19 protein-coding genes are annotated in these 20540 nt (G+C 61.2%); 1 reads left to right on the top strand and 18 read right to left on the bottom strand.

Annotated features, from left to right (window positions below):
- Window positions 1-17 precede the first annotated feature (17 nt).
- The 18 genes from JSY17_RS00170 to nirB form a co-directional block, all read right to left on the bottom strand.
- On the bottom strand, window positions 18-1544 hold the full coding sequence (locus tag JSY17_RS00170; RefSeq protein WP_206400975.1) for a TadE/TadG family type IV pilus assembly protein: 1527 nt from the start codon (window positions 1542-1544) through the stop codon (window positions 18-20).
- Between the two features lie 117 nt (window positions 1545-1661).
- Window positions 1662-2240 (bottom strand): TadE/TadG family type IV pilus assembly protein, encoded by a 579-nt coding sequence (locus tag JSY17_RS00175; protein WP_200998136.1) that lies wholly within the window; start codon window positions 2238-2240, stop codon window positions 1662-1664.
- Window positions 2237-2746 (bottom strand): TadE/TadG family type IV pilus assembly protein, encoded by a 510-nt coding sequence (locus tag JSY17_RS00180; RefSeq protein ID WP_122370823.1) that lies wholly within the window; start codon window positions 2744-2746, stop codon window positions 2237-2239. The genes JSY17_RS00175 and JSY17_RS00180 overlap by 4 nt, the downstream gene beginning before the upstream one ends.
- Complete coding sequence (locus JSY17_RS25890; protein ID WP_162880464.1) at window positions 2743-3624, bottom strand: tetratricopeptide repeat protein; 882 nt, start codon at window positions 3622-3624, stop codon at window positions 2743-2745. Before JSY17_RS25890 ends, JSY17_RS00180 begins: the two co-directional genes overlap by 4 nt.
- 26 nt (window positions 3625-3650) lie before the next feature.
- Window positions 3651-4604 carry a type II secretion system F family protein gene (locus JSY17_RS00190; RefSeq protein ID WP_122370824.1) on the bottom strand — a complete coding sequence of 318 codons (954 nt, stop codon included), beginning with the start codon at window positions 4602-4604 and terminating at the stop codon, window positions 3651-3653.
- Window positions 4605-4632: 28 nt separating this feature from the next.
- On the bottom strand, window positions 4633-5613 hold the full coding sequence (locus tag JSY17_RS00195; RefSeq protein ID WP_117183443.1) for a type II secretion system F family protein: 981 nt from the start codon (window positions 5611-5613) through the stop codon (window positions 4633-4635).
- An 11-nt stretch (window positions 5614-5624) separates the two neighbouring features.
- Window positions 5625-6992, bottom strand: a complete 1368-nt coding sequence (locus tag JSY17_RS00200) for a CpaF family protein (protein WP_201012961.1) — start codon at window positions 6990-6992, stop codon at window positions 5625-5627.
- Between the two features lie 17 nt (window positions 6993-7009).
- Window positions 7010-8242 carry a hypothetical protein gene (locus JSY17_RS00205; RefSeq protein WP_206400977.1) on the bottom strand — a complete coding sequence of 411 codons (1233 nt, stop codon included), beginning with the start codon at window positions 8240-8242 and terminating at the stop codon, window positions 7010-7012.
- 10 nt (window positions 8243-8252) lie between these two features.
- Window positions 8253-8918: a CpaD family pilus assembly lipoprotein gene (locus JSY17_RS00210; RefSeq protein ID WP_162880463.1), complete on the bottom strand. Its 666-nt coding sequence runs from the start codon at window positions 8916-8918 to the stop codon at window positions 8253-8255.
- A gap of 14 nt (window positions 8919-8932) precedes the next feature.
- Complete coding sequence (locus JSY17_RS00215; protein WP_200998138.1) at window positions 8933-10465, bottom strand: type II and III secretion system protein family protein; 1533 nt, start codon at window positions 10463-10465, stop codon at window positions 8933-8935.
- Window positions 10466-10521: 56 nt separating this feature from the next.
- Window positions 10522-11448 (bottom strand): Flp pilus assembly protein CpaB, encoded by a 927-nt coding sequence (cpaB, locus tag JSY17_RS00220; RefSeq protein WP_117183440.1) that lies wholly within the window; start codon window positions 11446-11448, stop codon window positions 10522-10524.
- A 20-nt stretch (window positions 11449-11468) separates the two neighbouring features.
- Window positions 11469-12026 (bottom strand): A24 family peptidase, encoded by a 558-nt coding sequence (locus tag JSY17_RS00225; protein WP_117183439.1) that lies wholly within the window; start codon window positions 12024-12026, stop codon window positions 11469-11471.
- A 24-nt stretch (window positions 12027-12050) separates the two neighbouring features.
- On the bottom strand, window positions 12051-12251 hold the full coding sequence (locus tag JSY17_RS00230) for a Flp family type IVb pilin (protein WP_117164946.1): 201 nt from the start codon (window positions 12249-12251) through the stop codon (window positions 12051-12053).
- 133 nt (window positions 12252-12384) lie between these two features.
- Window positions 12385-13764: a sensor histidine kinase gene (locus JSY17_RS00235; RefSeq protein ID WP_117164945.1), complete on the bottom strand. Its 1380-nt coding sequence runs from the start codon at window positions 13762-13764 to the stop codon at window positions 12385-12387.
- On the bottom strand, window positions 13751-14416 hold the full coding sequence (locus JSY17_RS00240; RefSeq protein ID WP_117183437.1) for a response regulator transcription factor: 666 nt from the start codon (window positions 14414-14416) through the stop codon (window positions 13751-13753). The genes JSY17_RS00235 and JSY17_RS00240 overlap by 14 nt, the downstream gene beginning before the upstream one ends.
- Window positions 14417-14618: 202 nt before the next feature.
- A complete protein-coding gene (locus JSY17_RS00245) occupies window positions 14619-16574 on the bottom strand; it encodes a DNA topoisomerase III (protein WP_206401397.1) in 1956 nt (651 codons plus the stop codon).
- Between the two features lie 119 nt (window positions 16575-16693).
- Window positions 16694-17080 (bottom strand): nitrite reductase small subunit NirD, encoded by a 387-nt coding sequence (gene nirD / locus JSY17_RS00250; protein WP_117164943.1) that lies wholly within the window; start codon window positions 17078-17080, stop codon window positions 16694-16696.
- The gene (gene nirB, locus JSY17_RS00255) at window positions 17080-19638 is read right to left on the bottom strand and encodes a nitrite reductase large subunit NirB (protein ID WP_206400978.1); all 2559 of its coding nucleotides are present in this window, start codon (window positions 19636-19638) and stop codon (window positions 17080-17082) included. Before nirB ends, nirD begins: the two co-directional genes overlap by 1 nt.
- 391 nt (window positions 19639-20029) lie before the next feature.
- On the opposite strand from nirB, the gene JSY17_RS00260 reads away from it, so the two are divergent.
- Window positions 20030-20524 carry a GNAT family N-acetyltransferase gene (locus JSY17_RS00260; RefSeq protein WP_206400981.1) on the top strand — a complete coding sequence of 165 codons (495 nt, stop codon included), beginning with the start codon at window positions 20030-20032 and terminating at the stop codon, window positions 20522-20524.
- Window positions 20525-20540 lie beyond the last annotated feature (16 nt).

Genomic DNA, 20540 nt, shown 5'->3' on the forward strand with positions numbered 1-20540 from the left:
GGAAATGGGGAGGCGCATCATTCAATCAGCAGCACGCGATTGGCCTGGCTCTTGAGTTCGTTGGCAATGCTGTCGAAAGCGGCCTTCAGATCACCGGGGGTGTCCGATGAGTTGCCTGCGATGACATGCAGGCGTTGGCCGCCGCCGGTGCAGGGGGTCAGCCAGTCGGCAGGTGTCACGTAGTGGCCGCCGGGGCTGTTGATGTCTGTGGTGTTGCGAACCACGGCGTAGAAAACGATTCCGTTGTCGCTGAAGGATTGGCAGGTGTCGAGGTAGTTGCGCAGGGTTTCCTTTTCCGAACGCCACGCAGAACCTGCATTCCAGTTCATCAACAAGACAATGGCCTTGCGATTGGGACCGCTGCCATCGGCGTTGAAGTCCAGCGGGTATGTGCTGTCGCCCCAGCCGTTGCCGCCACGCCAGTTGGGTGACAGGGTGCTGCCTGCCCATACCAGCCCGGGCAGGGGATGGATCTGCCAGTCCCCTCTGATCTCGCGCACCCGCGTTTCGATCTTGCTTCTGCTGGCTTCCAGAGGCAGCAAGGGAGCATTGGGGATGGTGTGGTCGGTCATGATCGTCTGATCGGCACCGTCTGCATCCACTGTGCTGAGTGAGAACATGCGGCGCTCGGAAACGACGGGACGATTGTCTTCCGGGTTCAGGTACATCATGTTCGCGTTCAGACGCATCCTTGACTCGGCAGGCGAGGCAATCCAGTCATAGGTCTTGTCCCGGTAGTTGTCTCCCCTGTAGAAACTCTGGCGCCTGGCTCTGCGGTCCGGAAACATGATATTGCTCAAGTCGCCGTATTGCCGGTAGAAGCCCCGGGTGCGCAGGCTCGGGATCGGATCTTCAGTGGTCAGTGCATCCGGAGTCGTCCACTCCTTGAGCCGTGGCTGACTGTTGCGGCTGTGATCGGGGTCGTACAGATTGACATCGTTGCTGAAGGGAATAATGGCTACCCGCAGGTTCTCTTTCTCCTCGCGGGTATTGCCATTGCTGTCCTGGCCGAACAGTTCGCCCAGAAAGTGCTCCGTTGCGTCCATGTGCAACTGTGCGTCCGGGCTGATACCGGAGAATATCGAGGCAAAGTTGACCGACGAATCAATCGCCATCGCCACTTCCAGCGGCTTGCTGATCAACTCCGCCGTGGAATGCACCGTCAGTTCCTGACTGGCATTGCCGCTCACCTGTGGATCGTGGCGGGACGTGGCAGTGACCCGGTAGGTGGGGTTGCTGTCGACGCTGCGGCCTTCTTCGAGGGTGACTTCGCCCAGGTTTTCCAGCAGTTGCGCATCCATGCCCAGGTTCTGGCGCACATAAGCGGTGGCAAAGCCGACGGGGTCCCTGGCGACGTTTTCATCGCCGTCGGCATAGGCCCGGCCGACGGCCAGGGCTGCTGCGTCGGTGGCACGCTTGAGTTGCGAGGCATTGCTGGTCATGCGCGTCAGATCTATCGCATAGGCACTGGCCAGTAGCAGGCCGCCAGTGGCAAGGATCATGAAAGGCGCGACGTTACCGCGCTGAAGCCTGCGATTGAGCATGAAGCGGTCATTCCTGAAGGGGATCAGCAGGCCACCATGACGGCAGCCTCGAGGGTTACATAAGAATAAGAATCCTTCCCAATTGGCGGCAAGGCCGGCTCCATTAAGAAGCCTTAATCAAGTCTTTTCCCTGTCCAGACCGGCTTCCTGAGCCAGGTCTTCAGCCAGTTGCAGGTCGCTGTTCTGCATGCGATCGAGCGCGATGCTCTGCAGGATTCTGCCGCCGAACAGATCACTGCTCAGGGCCAGTTCGGTACTGGCCTGGCAGGTCTGCACGATCAGCATCGAGACCTTGTCTTCCTGCGGCTCTTCGGAGGAGGACTGCTCAGGGCTGTTTTCGGGCAATTCGCCGCTGTACTGATTGCCGGCGAAAGGGTCGTCGCACAACCCTGTGGCATTGCCCCGCTGCAGATGCCAGACCACTTCACCGCTGCGTCGTACCTGAGCGATGAATATCTGATAGTTATCCTTGCGCGGACCGCGGATATTCTCGATCAATTGCTCCAGGCCGCCGCTGGTCAGTCGTTCCTGAATCGACAGGATCGAGGAAAGCGTCGAGGTGCTGCGCTCCATATCGGCCTTGGCACGGCTGAGGTTGTAGAGATCGGCGCAGATAAAACCTGTCCCCAGGATGATCGGCAGGGCCAGTGCGGTTTCCAGCAGGGCGCTGCCGCGTTGCTGCGTACGCTTGATCATTGCTCGTTACCAATCAGGGCAGTGTTGTAGAGGTTGCCCAGCACCTGGCGATACTCATAGGTAAAGCGATCGGGCAGGGCCAGCAGTTTGGGCAGGGCGGTGATGTAGGTCTGTTGCAGGGCCACTTTGACGACAATCACCGGCTGACTGCCATCGGGCAACTCGGTGGCCGACTCGTCGGAGTTGGTTTCGTCGCCACCCATGACTTGCAGGGCGCTGTAGGACGTTGCATCGACCTGGATTTCGTTGGCCTTGAGATAGCCGTAGGACGCCAGGAGAATCCGGTCGGTGATCAGGGTCTGCATCTGCTCGGTGGCCATCAGGTCGACTTTCTCCCGGCGCAGACCGCCCAGTGCCGAGTCCAGCGCCAGATTGCCGATAATCACCACCAGCGCGATACGTGCCAGCTCGAAGAACATCATCAGGCCGATCAGGATCACCGGCATGATCAGCGCGGTTTCCACCGCCGTCACGCCGCGTTGTCTGTGGCGACTGATCCGCTTCACTGTGGTGTGCCCAGTGCCAGCGGACGCTGACTGGCGGCAAGCAGTTCGGTCGCGGCAGGCGAGCCGGCGTGAATGCGGGCGACGCTGGTCTGCAAGGCTTGCAACAGGTCTTCGGTATTGGCATCGGGCAGGTTGCGGCTCAGGGTCTGGCGCGCCTGATCGCTGTCGCCCTTGAGCAGATGAGCCAGTGCCAGATTCAGTACCAGGCTGGGCGTGGCATTGAGGCTGGCACCCTGCAGAAGGGTAATGGCCTGCTGCGGTTGCTGGGTGCTCAGATAGGTCATGGCCAGGTTGTTCAGGGCCGGCTGGTTGGACGGATCGATCTCCAGCACTTGCTGAAACAGCTTCTGCGCTTGCTCGGTCTGACCAAGACTGTTGTTGACCACTCCCAGGCCATTGAGCCCTTCGGTGCTGTCCGGCTGGGCCTTGAGCGCACAATTGAAATCCTTGGCCGCCGCCTGAAGCTGATTCAGCGCCAGGCGGGCGCGACCCATGCCCAGACAGGTAATCAGGCTTTCTGGCGAACTGAGATTATCGGCACCCCCGAGGGCGTGTCGGGCACGACCGTAGAGCTCCAGAGATTGCTGCGGCTTGCGCACCAGTGCCGCAACGCTGGCGTATTCCAGCAGTTCACGGGGATTGAGCTGCTGGCGCTGGTCCATTCTGGCGTAGACCTCGGTGGCTGCTTCGATGCGACCGTTATCGCGCAGTACCCGAGCCAGCCTCAAGGCCTCGGCGCTTTCCTTTTTGCTCAGGGGGGCATTGGTCTGTGGCTGGGCATTGGCATGGTCGAGGCCGGGCAGGCTGGAGCAGCCATTGAGCCCGACGATCAGCAGCGACAGCAGTGCAAGGCGCGAAAGGGACAGAGGTGAGGACACGATATTCTCCAGAGACAAGGCAGGCATCAGTTTTGCGCCAGGGCGCGGACCAGGCGGATCATCGCCGGAGCGCCCATGACCGCGATGATCGGCGGCAGGATCAGGACCATCAGCGGCACACTCATTTGCGCGGGCAGCTTTCCGGCTTTTTCTTCAAGGCCCAGTACCAGGGTCTTGCGACTTTCATCGGCAATGGTGCGTAGTGCCTGGGACAGGGGAGTGCCGTAGCGCTCGGCCTGGATCAGGGTGCCGACCATGCTTTCGATTTCCCGAACGCCGGTGCGCTCGGCAAGATTGAGCAATGCCCGCGAGCGGTCACTGACGATTTGCAGCTCGGCGAAGGTGTAGCGCAATTCATCCGCCAGTTCGGGAGCCGAGAGTGCCAGCTCTCTGGCCACCACTTGCATGATGCGGCCCAGCGGCAGGCCGGCTTCGGCACAGATCACCATCAGATCCAGGCCATCGGGGACCGAGCGGGCCATGCGTCCACCGCGGCGCGCCGCCCGCCATTTCAACCAGGCTTCGGGCAGGGTGGTGCCGACGAACAAAGCGATCAGGCCCATGGCCAGACCCTTGAGGCCGAAACGGCTTTGGGCATCCAGAACACCGAACAGGACGATGCCCAGAAACAGCAGGCCATTGGCATATTTGGCAGCCATCAGCAGACCCAGACTGGCCTGTGCGCGGAAGCCCGCCATGCTCAGCAGGCGGTTGAGATGCTGGCGATCCTGTGCCGTGCCGGCCAGATGTTCGCCAACCGAAGCCACTGGCAGCAGCAGGCGTCTGGCATTGGCAGACAGCGTCAGTTGATCGGTACGCAGGATATTGGCCTGGGCCTGCTGCTGGCGGTTGTCTTCGCCACGCCCCAGGCGTAGATCCAGGCTTTTGTCCGACAGGCCGAGGTACCAGCCAAGCAGACCCAGGCCGGTTCCGGTCAGCATCACGCCCAGGGCGAGCAGAGCGAGGGTTTCGTTGGTCATGGCTGTTGTTCTCCGCAAAGACGAGGGCTCATCCGACTCGGCTCACCATCAAGTGGTTGATGATCAGCCCCAGGGTGACGCTGGCCAGTGCGTAGAACAGCACCATATTGCCGGTGGGGTCGTTGAGCAGAAAGCGGAAGTCCTGGGGGGCATTGATGTACATGTAGCCCAGCATGGCGGGCACCAGCGATGACACGATCTTGGAAGAGGCACGCGCCTCGGAGGTCTTGGACAGAATCTTGAGTTGCAACTCGTGACGGTCGCGCAGGGTGGTCGAGAGCCGGTCCAGGGTTTCGCCCAGGCGGCCACCGGCTTCCTGATTGATGATCAGGATCACCGCGAAGAACCGGTATTCGGCCAGTGGCACCCGCAGGGTGGAATCCTGCATGACCCGCCGTAGCGGCACGCCCAGGCGCAGCCAGTGATCGATGATCGCGAACTCCACGCTCAACGGCCCGCTCAGATGATCGGCGACCAGCGCGAAGGCATTGCTGATCGGTACGCCTGCACGGCAGGTGCGGGTGATGGAATCGATGGCTTCGGGCAGGGACTGACGCAATTGTTTGTAGTATTTGGACAGCGCCTGACGATAGAACAGCGTAAACAGGGCAATGGCGGCGAATACTGCTATCAGGCTGCCGAACAGCAGCGGCATGGGCGTGTCGCGACCGATCAGTACACCGGCGAAGAAGCCTCCCATGGCGAATGCAATGACCCGTGTCCTGAGGGTCTTGCGCCAGCCCAGCAGGTTCAGGTTGATCCACAGATGGGTGATGTGAGTGCCAAGCAAGGGAATATGGCCCAGTGGCGCACTCTGCATCTCGCGCATGATGCTCTCGACCTCGGTATTCGGCGCATTCACCGTTACCTTGTCGCGCAGCAGTTGCTCCAGGCGGGCGGCACTTTCGGCGGCACGCTGGCGGCGCTTGCTCAGGCTCAACAGCCCATAGAAGGCGAACATGACGCAGGCGAAAACCAGCAGGGTGAGCAAATCGAGGACAGCTTGCATGAGGTGTCCTCTCAGAGATCGCCAAACAGATGGGAATGCTGGTTATAGAATTCGGGTCGCTGACCGCTGCCCACGTAATCGCCCAGGATCTTGCCCTGGCTGTCGGTGGAGCGGACCTTGAATCCGAACAGTTCCTGGGTCTGGATCACGTCGTTTTCCATGCCGCAGACTTCGGTGATGGAGACGACGCGCCGCCCGCCGTCACGCTGGCGTTCGACCTGAACCACCAGGTTCACGGCACTGGCTATCTGACGCCGGATGGCTTCCATGGGCAGTTGCATACTGGCCATCATCACCATGTTTTCCAGACGCATGATGGCGTCGCGGGGGGTATTGGCGTGTACCGTACAGAGTGAGCCGTCATGGCCGGTGTTCATGGCCTGCAACATGTCGAAGGCTTCACCGCCCCGCACCTCGCCGAGGATGATCCGGTCTGGCCGCATCCGCAGGGCGTTACGCACCAGGTCGCGCTGATCGACCTTGCCGGTGCCTTCGGCACTGACCGGACGGGTTTCAAGGCGCACCACATGGATCTGTTGCAGTTGCAGTTCGGCGGCGTCCTCGATGGTCAGGATGCGGTCGTCTTCGCTGATCTTCTGCGACAGTGCATTGAGCAGCGTGGTCTTGCCCGCGCCCGTACCGCCCGATACCACGATATTGAGCTTGGCAATCATGGCGCGATTGAGCACCTGGACCATTTCCATCGACATGGCGTTGCGTGCGGCCAGGGATTCGAGGGTCAGGTTGCGGCGCATGAATTTACGGATGGAAATGGTGGTGCCGTCGATGGCCAGCGGGTAGGTAATGACGTTGACCCGGCTGCCGTCGGCCAGTCGTGCATCGACCATGGGATTGGCTTCGTCGATACGCCGCCCGACACCGGCCGCGATACGCTGGGCGGTGTTGAATACATGCTCTTCATCCAGAAAGGTGATATTCGACAGCTCCAGCTTGCCAAAGCGTTCGACGAACACCTGTCCCGCGCCATTGACCAGAATGTCGTTGACCGTGTCATCGGCCAGTAGCGGCTGGATCGGCCCGATGCCCAGCATTTCGTCGAGCATTTCACTGGCAATCTGCTCTTCTTCGGGGCGTGACAGTTGCAGGCGGTTCTCATCGCAGATGCGCCGTATCTGGCTTTCGATCTGCTGGCGCAGCTTGTCGCGCCCCATAGCCGCGGCCTTGAGCGGATCGATCTGGTCATAGAGAAAGCCGCGTATCAGGCGCCGGTTCAGATTGGCACCGCTGTCGACGTTCTTGAGTGTGGGGCTGGCCTTGGTGGCGCTGACCTTCTGCATTTCGATGGCCGGCTCGACGCCTTCCGGCACGGGCGATGGCGTTGCAGCGGGTACAAGCGTTCTGGGTTTGCGTATCAGCATGATCCGGTTCCTTTGTTTCAGGCTGCGTTGCGGCGGGTCAGGGCGCCTTTGAGGCGGGCCAGCACCGATGTTGCCGCGAGGGCGTTACCCGGTTTTCGGCCACAGGCCAGGTCCGCCAGATTCAGCAGGGCCTGACGAAAGGCCGGCGCAGCTTCCAGGCGCAGCGGGCCGCCCAACAGGCTGTCGCTCAGTGCATGTCCGGCGTAAGGCAGGACCAGATCCACGCGTCTGCCGACAAAGGCCTCGAACTGTTCGCGGGCGACTGTCTGGTGAGTGCCGTGGTTCTGGTTGACGACCAGCAGCAGTTGCTGGCCTTCGCTTTCGTCACCGATTTCCTCAAGCAGGCGCTGGGTATTGCGGGCACCCTGAATGGTGAACTCGCTGAGCAGAATGCGGGTTTCGACGTGGCGCAGGACTTCCAGCGCACCCTGAGGGTGGCCGGATGGCAAGTCCCATACCACCTGATTGAACAGGCGGCACAGGTTGGCACCCAGTTCCAGCAGGTGGTCGGTGTCGATGGGGGCGAAATGATCGGCCGAAGGTTCCTGGGCCAACAGATGCAGGCGGTCATCCAGGCGTGTCATGGCCCGTTGCAGGAAGCGTGCGTCGATCTCGCTGCTGCTCAAGGCCGCGGCCAGTCCGCAGTCGCCCTGGGCTCCCAGCAGCAGAGAAAGGTCGGCGTTGTGACGGTCGTAATCCACCGCGGCCACTGGCATATGCCGTTCCCGTGACAGCAACAGGCTCAAGCCGGCGCTCACCGTGCTGGTGCCCAGCCCGCCGGAGCAGGCCGTCACAGCAATGCTGCGGCCGGTACGCACCTGGCTGGCCTGGGGTTGCCGATGGAGATTTCGCGCACGTTCCAGACTGCTGGCCAGCAAATCCAGTGGCACGGGTTTGCACAGGTAATCCACCACGCCGCTGTGGATCAGGGCACGGTACAGGTCCACATTCTGCTGGCTGCCGATGGCCAGAATCGCACAACCCGGATCGCACAGGCTCGACAGCTCCGAGATGGCCTGAAGGGGGAACTGCTCGCCATCCAGATCCACCAGCAGCAGGCTGGCCCGCTGCTCGGCACACCAGGCCTTGGCCGCTTCGATGCCGCCACTGAGCACCAGCGCTTCGGGCTGCCCCAGGCGCTGCAACTGTTCGGCGAAGCTGCGCTGGTCAGCCGTGCCTGCGGCGAACAGGACCGGAGCCAGGAAGGTTTTGTCGCCGCTGGGCAATACAGTATGGGTCTTGTCGTTCATGGCGGCGTCCTCAGTCATCCTGGGAGAAGTCGATGTTCATCAGTTCGGTGGTATTGCTTTCCTGATAACGCTGCACGGCATTGTTGGCCTGGTTGCCATCGGCGCTGTCCAGGGTGCGTGGGCGGACCATGTCGCGAGGGTCGCTGACCATCCGCGCAATGTTGGCCCGGTTGGCGCAGCCCAGGGTGCCGACCGCCTGATAGGGGGTCATGGTCCAGGCATCGGGATTGGCGATCCGGCAATCGGGGATCTGCGCGACCATGGCCTCGGAAATGATCTGCAGGTCCCAGCCGCCGGACTGCTCGGCAGCCTTGAGCTGGACCGGGGCCAGAATGATGCGGTCGGCATCCGCGCCGCGCTCGCTCAGGACCCGCGCCAGACGTCTGGCCATCTGTTCACCGGCCGGTGTGAAGGGTTGCAGGGTCAGGCTCTGGTTTTTCAGACGGCCCTGATTGCTCAGCATCGTGTTGAGGTTTTCCAGGGACTCGGCGGTCAGCCCCTTGCCCTGATTGACGGTATTCAGGGAAACGCTCAGGGCGCTGGGATTCACCTGCGTAACCGGCATCGGCGTATTGGCAAAGCGCTTGGCGCGCATTTCGTTGTACTGCGCGGTGCAGCCGGCCATAAGCAAGGGCAGGCAGGCCAGCAGCGCGAGGCGGAAAGTGGCAGGCTTCATTTTCAAGGTCTCCATCAGTACAAGTACCCTGCGCTGGCCTGACGCGGCATTTGCGCATCCATGGCTGGCAGGCCGCGGCCCGGGGTTTGCAATTCACCTTCGGTCACCGGATCGACTACATAAGCGGTCGCCAGAATCACCAGTTCGGTGTCCTCCTGTGTGCTGGTTTCACCCTCGAACAGGCGACCGAGCAACGGCACACCCTTGAGGCCCGGCAGGCCGCTGACTTGCTGGGCAACGTTGCTGCGCAGCATGCCCGCCAGGGCGAAGCTCTGGCCGCTGGCCAGTTCCACCGTGGTGTCGGCGCGACGAACCTTGAAGGCCGGGATGGTCGAGCCGCCATCGGGCAGGGTCACGGCACCGTCATCGGACAGGTCGCTGACTTCCGGCGCGATATGCAGGCTGATGCGGTTGGGCGAGAGCAGGGTGGGCGTCATGCGCAGGATCACGCCGTAGGATTTGTAGGTGATGCTGACGTTGTTGTTGGTGATGACCACGATGGGCACTTCACCCCCGGCGGCGAAGCCTGCGGTTTCGCCGGACATGGCCGTCAGGTTGGGTTCGGCCAGGACCGAAGCCATGCCTTCCACCGACAGGGCGTTGATCAGCCCGGTCAGGTTGCCGTCGGTGAAGCCGATGGTGTTGGCCGTGCGGATCAACTGACCGGCCTGGGTCGCGCCCGCAATGGTGCCAGCCGATGAGGCCGCGTTGGCGGCGTTGAACAGGCTGGTCGATGAGCCGGTCGCCAGACGGAACTTGCCGCTGTTCATGACCGAGTCCCAGTTCAGGCCCAGGGTGTGGCTGAGACTGCGGGACACTTCGACGACCCGGACCCGGATATTGACCTGGGCCGACAGCTCGACCTTGAGTTGATTGATCACGCGGGGGGCAGCCGGGCCGCCGCCTCCCGGCGCACCCGCTGGAGCGCCGCCACCGCCACCCGGTCCACCGGCTGCGCTGTCACTGGCACCGACGGCCGCCTTGACGCTGGCCATGACCTGGCGGGCTTCGAGAGGTGTGCGGACATGTCCGCGAACGATCAGGCCGTCGCCTGCCGCCGGAACGAAGCTGACCTGGGAGCCCACGACTTCGTTTTCGATCTGCTGGCGCAGGCCTTCCAGATCGAAGCCTGCGACCAGGCGCATGGCTGCAATCACATTATCGTTGGCATCCAGCGCATACAGAGTCGTGGCTCCCGAACGCTGGGCGAAGACGAAGACGCTGCTCGGGGACGGCATCTGGAAACTGGCCACTTCCGGATCGGCCAGCAGCACTTTTGCCGCGGCGCGCGGCAGTTGCAGCAGGCGTCCCTGGCGTACGGTCAGATTGACCGTCTGGGTTTCACTGATCTGTTGCAACTGGGCGCGTTGCTGGGCCGTTATGACTGGCGTGACCGGGGTTTTTGCCGGCATGTCGTAGTGGTCTGCGGTCGCCTGTTCGGCCATGACAACCGAGGGGCCGACCAGTGTGGCGCTCAAGCCGAGCCCGGCGAGCAGCAAGGAGAGTCCGTTCCGGCCCGAAGCCAGAGGTTGCGCTGTGCGTTTCATGCTGTTTTTTCCGTAAAGGCGTCTGCCGGCGCTAGCAGGCCGGGAGTCGCAACTGATCAGTGTTTCGCCAGATCCAGAACTTCGGTGGCCTTGCCTCTGAAGACCTGCACAGTGGCGGATGGCCCGGATCTGCTCGCGCTCTTCTGCGCGGGATAAATGCTGGTGGTCTTGTTCAGGGTGGTGACCTCACCGCTGGTCAGCAGCTCGTCTTCGGTCTGCTCGACCGATGAGCGGATGGCCAGTTGCAGGTTGCCGATTTCCTTGGCGACCGCCAGTTGTTCGGCTGCCGACGGCGCGACTTCCAGCGTCACGGTTTCAAAGCTCTGGCGAGTGCCGGTGCTCTTGGCGTTGGGCGTGGTTTCCAGATCCCGGCGCACGTTCAGGTCGCTGCGGGTACTGTTATTCATCGCCAGTACCCGGACATCGTGAAGGATGGTCTGGGCTGCCAGAAACGGTGCGGAGTTGGCGGTGGCGTCCGGTGCCTGGGTTTCCTGCTCGCGTTTGAGGCTCAGGATCACATCCACCCGGTCACCGGCGGCCACCAGGCCGAAGTTGCTTTCCACTGCGCTGGTCGGCACCGACACGGCGCGCATGCCGGGCTTGATGACCGAGGCCAGGAACCCGGGCTCACCGGGACGTACGACCACGCTGCTGGTCAATGGCTGACCGGCCTCGACCGGCTGACGCACAGTGGCTCCCAGCAGGGAGTCCTGTTTGTCCTGACCCTCGATGAAATACAGCGAACGCGTCATTTGTGCGGTTGCCGGTTGCCAGTCCAGACTGCCTGCATCGATGAAATCGCCCGGTTGCAGATTGCGCGAAGCGACCAGTACCTGGCGAGTGGCTTCCTTGGGGGCGGCAGGCTGAACCTGCGCCTTGACTTCAGGCGGCTTGGGCGGTGCCAGCAACGCCCGGGCGAGCAGAGCGGAGCCACTGGCAAGGACAATGGCCCCAGTCAGCAGAATGAGCGAATTCTTTTTCATCGAGTACGGCTACTGTGGGTTCAGGTATGGATGGGAAACAGCAAGGTGAACAGCGCACCTGCTGCGATGGCCAGGCCGTAGGGAATACCTGCGGGGCGCTGGGCGTCATAGATGATCGGTACTGCGATGGCGTCCTGCGGCATACGCCGGATCAGCCACATCACGCCCCTTGCAAGAGCGGCTTCGAGCATTTCCAGCGTGGGTAGCACCAGTGCCAGAATGCCGCCGGCCAGCGAGGTGATGATCAGAAAGGTGATCAGGTCTTCGCTGCCGATCCACAGGCTCAGCACGGTCATCAGCTTGACGTCGCCGCCGCCGACCCGCTCGATCATGTAGAGGCCATAACCGACCAGAAAAACCAGCGCTGCGCCTGCCGTGGACCAGCCCATGGCGGAGAGGGTCTGCCAGACCCCGAAGCTCGCAAAAGGGCCGATATTCAGAGGTGCCAGCAGGGGCATTACCAGCCATCCCGCCAGCAGGGCCAGCACCAGTCGGTTATGAATCTTGCGATACAGCAGGTCCGTGACCACGACCCAGCACAAGGCGGGAAACAGCAGAACGACGACAAGGCTGGTCATGGACGCAAATCCTGCGGGGAAATATCAGTTGCTGCCGGTGCTGTTGTTGGTGGCCTTGATCTGGTCGGCAATACCGCCGAAACGCTCCTTGAGCGCGCCGATGAACTGGCCGTCGGAACCGAAGATGTAGCCGATGGCCGCGGCCATGGAAGCCGCCAGGATGCCGTATTCGATGGCGGTCACGCCGCTTTCGTCGTTAAGGAATTTCTTGAAGGAATTGAGCATGACGCAGGCCTGTGTGAGACGTCGCAAAGGGAGTCCCGAGCGCAATCAACGGCGATCAGGGACGGTTCGATAAGGTGAAACGATACTAAGATTTATTCTCATTAAGCGGCAAGGCGGGGATCATTAAGAAGCGTTAAGGAATCGCCCGGCTCAACTGCAGTTCGACACGCAGGCCGGGCTGGTTGTCGCTCAGTTGCAGGGAGCCGCCGTGCAGTTCGCTGATGGCCTTGACGAGCGTCAGGCCGAGTCCGTTGCCGGGAATGTCGCCGGAGGTGTGCAGGCGATGGAAGCGTTCCACCACCTGTTTGGTGGCCGACGCCGGAATGCCCTCGCCGTGATCGGCCACGCCCAGAGTGGTGAAGAGCGGGCGATATCGGGCAAACAGGGTGATCGTGGAGTTGCGAGGGGCATATTTCAGCGCGTTGTCCACCAGATTGGCCATGGCCTGGAACAGCAGGGCACGGTCGCCCCAGATCCGGCAGCCGGGGTCTATGTCCAGTACCAGTGGCGAGTTGCGTTCATCGGCCAGGGGCAGGTAATACTCGCGCAGGTCGTTGAGCAGATCCTGGGCCGGAAACTCCTCGAAAAGATGGGCGCAACGCCCGGTTTCCACTTCTCCGACCCGCATCACTGCCCGGAACAGGCTCTGGATGCGTTCGCTTTCATCGGCAGCCAGCCACAGGGCGTCACGCACATCGCCCGTGGCGATTTCCGCCGCGCTGACCAGACGATTCTGCAGGCGTGTCAGCGGCGTTCGCAGTTCGTGGGCGATGTGGCTGGTCACGCCCTTGACCTCGGCCATCAGTTTGTTGATCCGCTCCAGGTTGCGATAGATATCGGTGGCCAGCCTGTCCAGTTCGTCGCCGCTGCGGTCATGGGGAGGAAAGGCCTGATGATCGCCGCTGGCAAAGCGCTTCAGGGCGTCATGAATCAGTTCTATACGGTAAAGCTTGCGCAGGCTGTAGCGCAGGCTGAGGATCAGGCTGCCCAGCAACACCAGAAACAGCCCCGCGCCGGCCATCAGTGGAATGATCTGGGTGCGTTCCAGCATCGGTTGCAGGTCGTAGGCACTGAAGTAGCGACCGCCGTCGCGCAACTGGATCACCAGCCCCATGATCTGCAGCTTTTCGTTGCGGATATTTCGCCAGTTGTCCGGGCAGTTGGAGGCAATGCAATCCATGACTTCATGCATCGTCGCGTCGCCGGTCAATACCTTGCCCTGCGGGTCAAGCAGCAGGGAATGGCGCTCGCTGCGACGATCATAGAGGTCGCGCTGCCTGAGCAGTTCTGCAACCTGATGGCTGCTGCGGCTCTGGGTCAGTTCATGCATGGTGCGCACGTCGGCGAGAATCATTTCCCGTACATGGCTGCGCATGACGTTTTCAAGTACACAGCCGCTGCCGATGACCGATAGCAGTGCTACCAGCAGACAGGCGAACGCCATGGTGGCGGCTTGTTGGAAGTTGCTGGTTTCAAGGATATGGCGCAGCTGGAAACGACTAGCCGAGTTCATAGCCGATAGCACGAATGGTCCTCAGCAGGCTGCGCTCAAACCCCTTGTCGATCTTGGTCCGCAGCTTGGAGATATGGACGTCGATCAGATTGGTCTGCGGGTCGAAGTGATAGCCCCAGACCTTTTCCAGCAGCATGGTTCGAGTGACCGTCTGCCCCGGATGCTCGGCCAGCACTTGCAGCAGACGAAATTCCTTGTCCGTCAGATCGATATTGCGCCCGGCCCGACATGCACTGCGCTGGCCCAGGTCGATACGCAAGTCTTCGATGTAAATCACTTCATCCATGGAGGTCTGATTGTGTCGACGGGCCAGTACCTCCAGGCGTAACAGCAGTTCGGTGAAGTCGAAAGGCTTGCCAAGGTAATCGTCTGCACCGGCACGCAAACCTTCGACACGGTCGCTGGTCTGGTCGTTTGCCGACAGGATCAGCACGGGAGGGCGGGAGCGGCCATTGAGCCGGTTGAGCAGTTCGATGCCATCCATCCTGGGCAGCATGCGATCCAGCACCACGACGTCGAAGGCTTCCTGGGTAAGAATCTCCAGCGCGCCTTCACCATCATGAGTCAACTTGCAGTTATGGCCGAACGCATGGAGTTTGCTGCCAAGCCAATGGCTGACGGATATGTCGTCTTCTACCACTAATACACGCATGCTGGTGCCGCTCCCTTTTTCCAGTGGCAGTCATCTTCAAACGGAAAGCCAGAATGTAACAATTAAGATTCATTAATGTTAGTAAATGCTAATCATTATCATTATTGTGCTATCAAAACGGCATGGATGTATAGGGGGGAAGTGAAAGGCAGGGGATTCAAGCGGCAAGCAACAAGTGTAAGGGATGGGATACAAATGGGGATCAGGCTTTTTTCGTTGCTCTTGTGGGACGTTTGGCCTTCGTTGTTGCACCGGCAGCCTTGCGTGTACCGGTCTTGCGTTTTTTCTTCCAGGGCGCTGCGCCACCGACCGGGCTGGCGGGGCCGCTGATGGTCATGCGCAGGCCGACGCAACGGCTGACCTGCTTGCTCATCCAGGCAGCCTGTTTGGCGACGAATTCTTCCAGGCTCATTTCACCGCTTTGCACCATATCCAGCGCCTGTTCCCAGATGGCGGTGGTACCGGGGTCGGCGATGGCGCGCGGTACTGCATCGATCAGGCTGAATGCTGCGGCAGTGGCGCACAATGCCTTGCCCTGTTTTGTCAGGTAACCCCGATCGAGCAGGCCCTGAATGATACCGGCGCGGGTAGCTTCGGTGCCGATACCGGTGGTGTCCTTGAGTTTCTGCTTGAGCAGCGGGTCTTCCACCAGTCTGGCGACATTCTTCATGGCCTTGATCAGGTCGCCTTCGGTAAAAGGTTTGGGCGGCTGGGTCCAGAGGTCCTTGAGGATGACATCGCTCACCGCACAATCGCAGCCCTGAAACAGTGCCGGCAGGTTTTGCGGGGTCGGGGCTTCGCGACCTTTGGTCGGAGCCAGGGCCTCGGGCATGGCGCGTTTCCAGCCCGGCTCGATGACCTGTTTGCCGATGGTCCGCAAGGCATGCCCGGCGCAGTCGAAGTCGGCCTGGGTCCGGTCGAATTCGTGATTGGGCAGGAATTGCGCCAGATAGCGTGCCCGGATCAGGGTGTAGACCGCTCGCGGCTTGCCGCTCAGGCGCTCGATGCCGCGGGCGGCAGCGGTGGGGATGATGCCGTGGTGAGCGCTGACCTTTGCGTCGTTCCAGGCCCTTGAGCGGCGTTGCGGGTCCAGATGCCTGAGCAGTTCGCTCAGCGCAGGATCCGATTTGCCCAGTGCGGCGATGATGGCCGCCGCTTCGCCATGCTGGCTCATGGGCAGGTAACCGCAATCGCTGCGCGGGTAGGTGATGACCTTGTGGGTTTCATACAGTGCCTGGGCGATATCCAGGGTTTCCTGAGCGCCAAGGCCGAGCTTTTTCGAGCAGATTTCCTGCAGGGTGCCCAGGTCGAAGGGCAGGGGTGCAGCCTCGCGAATCCGTTCGGTGCGAAGTTTGATGACCCTGGCGCTGGCGGCGTTGCGAATCTCCTGCGCGGCCTGCTGCGCCAGCGGCTGGTTCAGGCAGCGGTCTTGATCGTCACAGACATCCGAAGGCGCTCGCCACTGGGCAATGAAGGCCTGATCGTCATGCAGCAGTTTTACGTCGATGGCCCAATAGGGCACCGGTACGAAGTCGGCGATGCTGCGGTCGCGATCCACCACCAGTCGCAGGGTCGGTGTCTGCACACGACCCACCGGCAGCACGCCCTGATAACCGGACTGGCGACCGAGCAGAGTGAACAGACGGCTCATGTTCATGCCGATCAGCCAGTCGGCGCGGGAGCGACCCAGTGCCGAATGATAGAGGCTGAAGGTATCGGCACCGGGCTTGAGGGAAGCCAGGGCCTTGCGGATCGAGGCGTCGTCCAGTGCCGACAGCCACAAGCGCTGGATCGGCCCACGATAGCGGCAATGTTCTACCAGTTCGCGGGCAATCATCTCGCCTTCGCGGTCGGCGTCGGTGGCGATGATCAGTTCGCGGGCTTCGCCCAGCAGGCGTTTCACGGCCTTGAACTGGCTGGCGGTGCGGGGTTTGACCAGCATTTTCCATTGCTGGGGAACAATCGGCAGGTCTTCCAGCACCCAGCGTTTGTAGCGGGCGTCGTAGGCATCCGGTGGCGCGGTTTCCAGCAGGTGGCCGATGCACCAGGTTACGGTGGCATTGGGGCCTGTCCAGCAGCCATCCCCACGCCGGGTCGCGCCGAGGACGGCGGCGATATCTTTGGCCTGTGAGGGTTTTTCGCAGAGAAACAGCCGCATAACCACCGCTTGCATTGACGGGTCTTGAAGGCTGTAAGGATGAACACTGAACGCGTCGGGGGCAAGGTTTATCTGTATGGATATACAGATAAACCCTGTAGGATTTGCCCAAAGGCAGTTTAAACCGCGATTTCCACCTGCTCGCCGTTCAGGCGCACCGGCCAGACTTCGAGCTGTTGTTCCGGGTATTCCACGCAGGTGCCGTCGTGCAGACGGAAGTGCTGTTTGTACAACGGAGAGGCAATGACCAGTTCTCCGCCAATCTGCCCTATGAGGCCGCGCCCGATGACATTGGCGCCGGATTTGGGGTCGCGGTTCTCGATGGCATAGAGCTTTTCGCCCTCGGCGGTTTCAGGCAGATAGAACAGCGCGACCTGTGCGCCGTCGAGCCAGGCCACTACGCCCGAGTTGGCTACCAGATCCCGGCGCGAGCACAGGGGCTGCCACTGGATGTGTGGAATTGGTGCGGATATCTTCTCGGCATAGGCCGCGTTGGACTGGCTCATCAGACCACCTCCTTGAAAGGAATAAGGGCGATTTCTTCAGGTTTTGCCGGGCGGCGTTGCTCGCGTTCCTTGACGAAATGGACGTCCGGATCGCTGCGCTTGTCGTTGACGAAGGTGCGGAAACGCTTGAGTTTTTCCGGGTCCTTGAGGGCATTGGCCCATTCGCATTCATAGCGGTCGACCACCAGTTGCATCTGGGCTTCCAGCTCATCGGCCAGTCCCAGGCTGTCATCGATGATCACGGCCTTGAGGTAGTCCAGGCCGCCTTCCAGTGACTCGCGCCAGACCGAGGTGCGCTGCAGCTTGTCGGCGGTACGGATGTACAGCATCAGGAAGCGGTCGATGTAACGGATCAGGGTTTCGTCATCCAGATCGGTGGCGAACAGTTCCGCATGGCGCGGGCGCATGCCGCCGTTGCCGCTGACATAGAGGTTCCAGCCGTTTTCGGTGGCGATGACCCCAACGTCCTTGCTTTGTGCTTCCGCGCATTCACGGGTGCAGCCGGAAACGGCGAACTTGAGTTTGTGCGGCGAGCGCAGGCCCTTGTAGCGGTCTTCGATGCGCAAGGCCATGGCTACGCTGTCCTGCACGCCATAACGACACCAGGTACTGCCCACGCAGGATTTCACGGTGCGGGTCGATTTGCCGTAGGCATGACCGGTTTCGAAGCCGGCGTCGATCAGTTCGCTCCAGATATCCGGCAGTTCGTGCAATTGTGCGCCGAACAGGTCGATACGCTGGCCGCCGGTGATCTTGGTGTACAGGTCGTATTTCTTGGCCACGGCACCGATGGCAATCAGGCCATCCGGTGTGATTTCTCCACCGGGAATGCGCGGGACCACCGAGTAGGTGCCGTTTTTCTGCATGTTGGCCATGAAGGTGTCGTTGGTGTCCTGCAGCGGCACCAGCGAAGGTTCGGTGATCTGCCGGTTCCAGCAGGACGCGAGGATCGAGCCTACAGCCGGTTTGCAGATATCGCAGCCATGGGCACCCTTGCCGTGGCGGCTCAGCAGTTCTTCGAAGGTTTCGATGCCTTCAACGCGAACCATCGAATACAGCTCCTGACGGGTGTAGGCAAAGTGTTCGCACAGACTCTTGTCGACGCTGACGCCGCGAGCGATCAGTTCATGTTCGAACACTTGCTTGAGCAGGGCCGCGCAGCCGCCACAGCCCGTGCAGGCCTTGGTCTGGGTCTTGATACCGGCAAGATCGGTGCATCCTGCATCGATGGCCGAGCAGATCGAGCCCTTGCTGACGTTGTGGCAGGAGCAGATGGTCGCCGTGGCGGGCAGGGCATCGGCACCTAAAGTCGGTGCGCCTTCGCCACGAGGCAGAATCAGGCTCGATGGGTCGGCGGGCAGGGGAATGCCGTTCTGGGCATATTGCAGCAGGGTGTCGTAATAGCTGTTGTCGCCCACCAGCACCGCGCCCAGCACTTGCTTGCCGTCGGCCGAGACCACCAGACGGCGATAGCTGGAAGTGGCTTCATCGATAAAACGGTAGCTGACCGCACCGGCCAGTGCGCCATGGGCATCGCCGATGGAACCTACATCCACACCCAGCAGTTTGAGCTTGGTGGACATGTCGGCACCGAAGAAAGCGTCGGCGTCCTGATCGCAGAGCTGGGCCGCCACGTTGCGGGCCATTTGATAGCCCGGCGCAACCAGACCGAAGACGCTGCCGTTCCAGGCCGCGCATTCACCAATCGCGTAGATATCCGCATCGCTGGTGCGGCAGTGTTCATCGATGGCGATACCGCCACGTGGGCCGAGTTCCAGACCGCACTGGCGAGCCAGGGCGTCTTGCGGGCGAATGCCGGCAGAGAACACGATCAGGTCGGTTTCCAGGAACTCGTCGTTGGCAAAGTTCATGCGATAGCGGTACTGCTTGCCGTCGCTGATCGATTGCGTGGCGCGTGACAGATGCACACCGACGCCCAGAGCTTCGATCCGCGCCTTGAGGGCGGCGCCGCCATGGTCGTCCAGTTGCACCGGCATCAGGCGTGGGGCGAACTCCACCACATGCGCTTCGAGCCCGAGGGATTTCAGGGCGTTGGCCGCTTCCAGTCCCAGCAGACCGCCACCGACCACTACACCGCGCCTGGCTTTGGCGGCGGCATAGCGAATGGTGTCCAGGTCTTCGAGAGTGCGGTAGACCAGGCGCGAATTGCCTTGCGCACCTTCGATCGGCGGCACGAACGGGAACGAGCCCGTGGCCATGATCAGCTTGTCATAGGTGAAGCAGCCTTCAGCGGTAATGATCTCGCTGCGCTCACGATCGATCTCCAGTACCGGAACGCCCAGGTGCAGGGTCAGCCCGGCCTGTTCATAAAGAGCGGCATCGCTCATGGCCAGGGATTCGGCATCGCGACCGGTGAAGTACTCGGAAAGATGCACGCGGTCATAGGCACGCTGGCGTTCTTCGCCGAAGACATGAATGCGATAGCGATCAAGGGCGCCGCCTGCGATCAACTGCTCGACGCAATGATGACCGACCATGCCATTGCCGACGACGATAAGGGTCTGTACATCGTTGAAGGGTAAGACTGTGGTGTTCATAGCAAGTCCCGGCCTAGGCCAATCAGGTTTTTCAAAGCCAAAAAAAAAGACGCCCGGAACCTTTCGGTTCCAGGCGCCTTTGCCTGTCATTCATCGTATGTTTTGGGGTGTCATCGAGCCACGCTGCCGGATGCACTGCCCGACCACATTCATGGTGGGGTTATGGGGAGCTATGCAGAGGGTGTGCCAGTTTGCCGGAAGGCCTGTTTTCAAGGGGATATGGCGGGAGAGAGCGGTTCAGGCCCGCTTTGCATTGGTGCGTCATGGGGCACGATGCTGTAAATCTGTGCATGAACACCGCGCAGGCGCGAATTCATTCGCGAATGAATTCGCTCCTACGCGGTTTTGTGTCGTTGTATTAATCTGCCTTACCCCAGCCAGATCCGTCGCCATGAACATCACCATCACTGAAGTCCAGCCTGCCGACATTCCGCGTACCATCGATTTTGTCATGCGATCGCGCGCCGGAATATTCCCCATGCTCGATGCCAGCATCGTTCCGGCCGATCTTGCAGACTTCGAACGGGTGTATCTGAATGCGCAGGACGGCAGGTTTCTGATTGCCCTCTGCGAAGGCGAAATCATAGCGGCCATCGGTTATCTGCCTTACGACCATCGCTTTGCCCAACTGGATTACACAGGGCGCAGGGCCGTGGAGATCGTGCGCCTGTTCGTCAGTCATGAATTCAGAGGGGCCGGGCTGGCAGGGCGGTTGTACGGAGCGCTCAAGGCACATGCCGATGCCAGTGGCGTGGAGGTGTTGTATCTGCACACCCATCCGTTTCTGCCGGGTGCGATCCGCTTCTGGGAAAAGCAGGGTTTTGTAACGGTCGATGTAGAGGACGATCCGGTCTGGCAGACAACGCATATGCATTGTCTGCCTTGAGAGGTGCCCGATTCGT

The organism is Pseudomonas capsici (assembly GCF_017165765.1).
Classification (GTDB): domain Bacteria; phylum Pseudomonadota; class Gammaproteobacteria; order Pseudomonadales; family Pseudomonadaceae; genus Aquipseudomonas; species Aquipseudomonas capsici.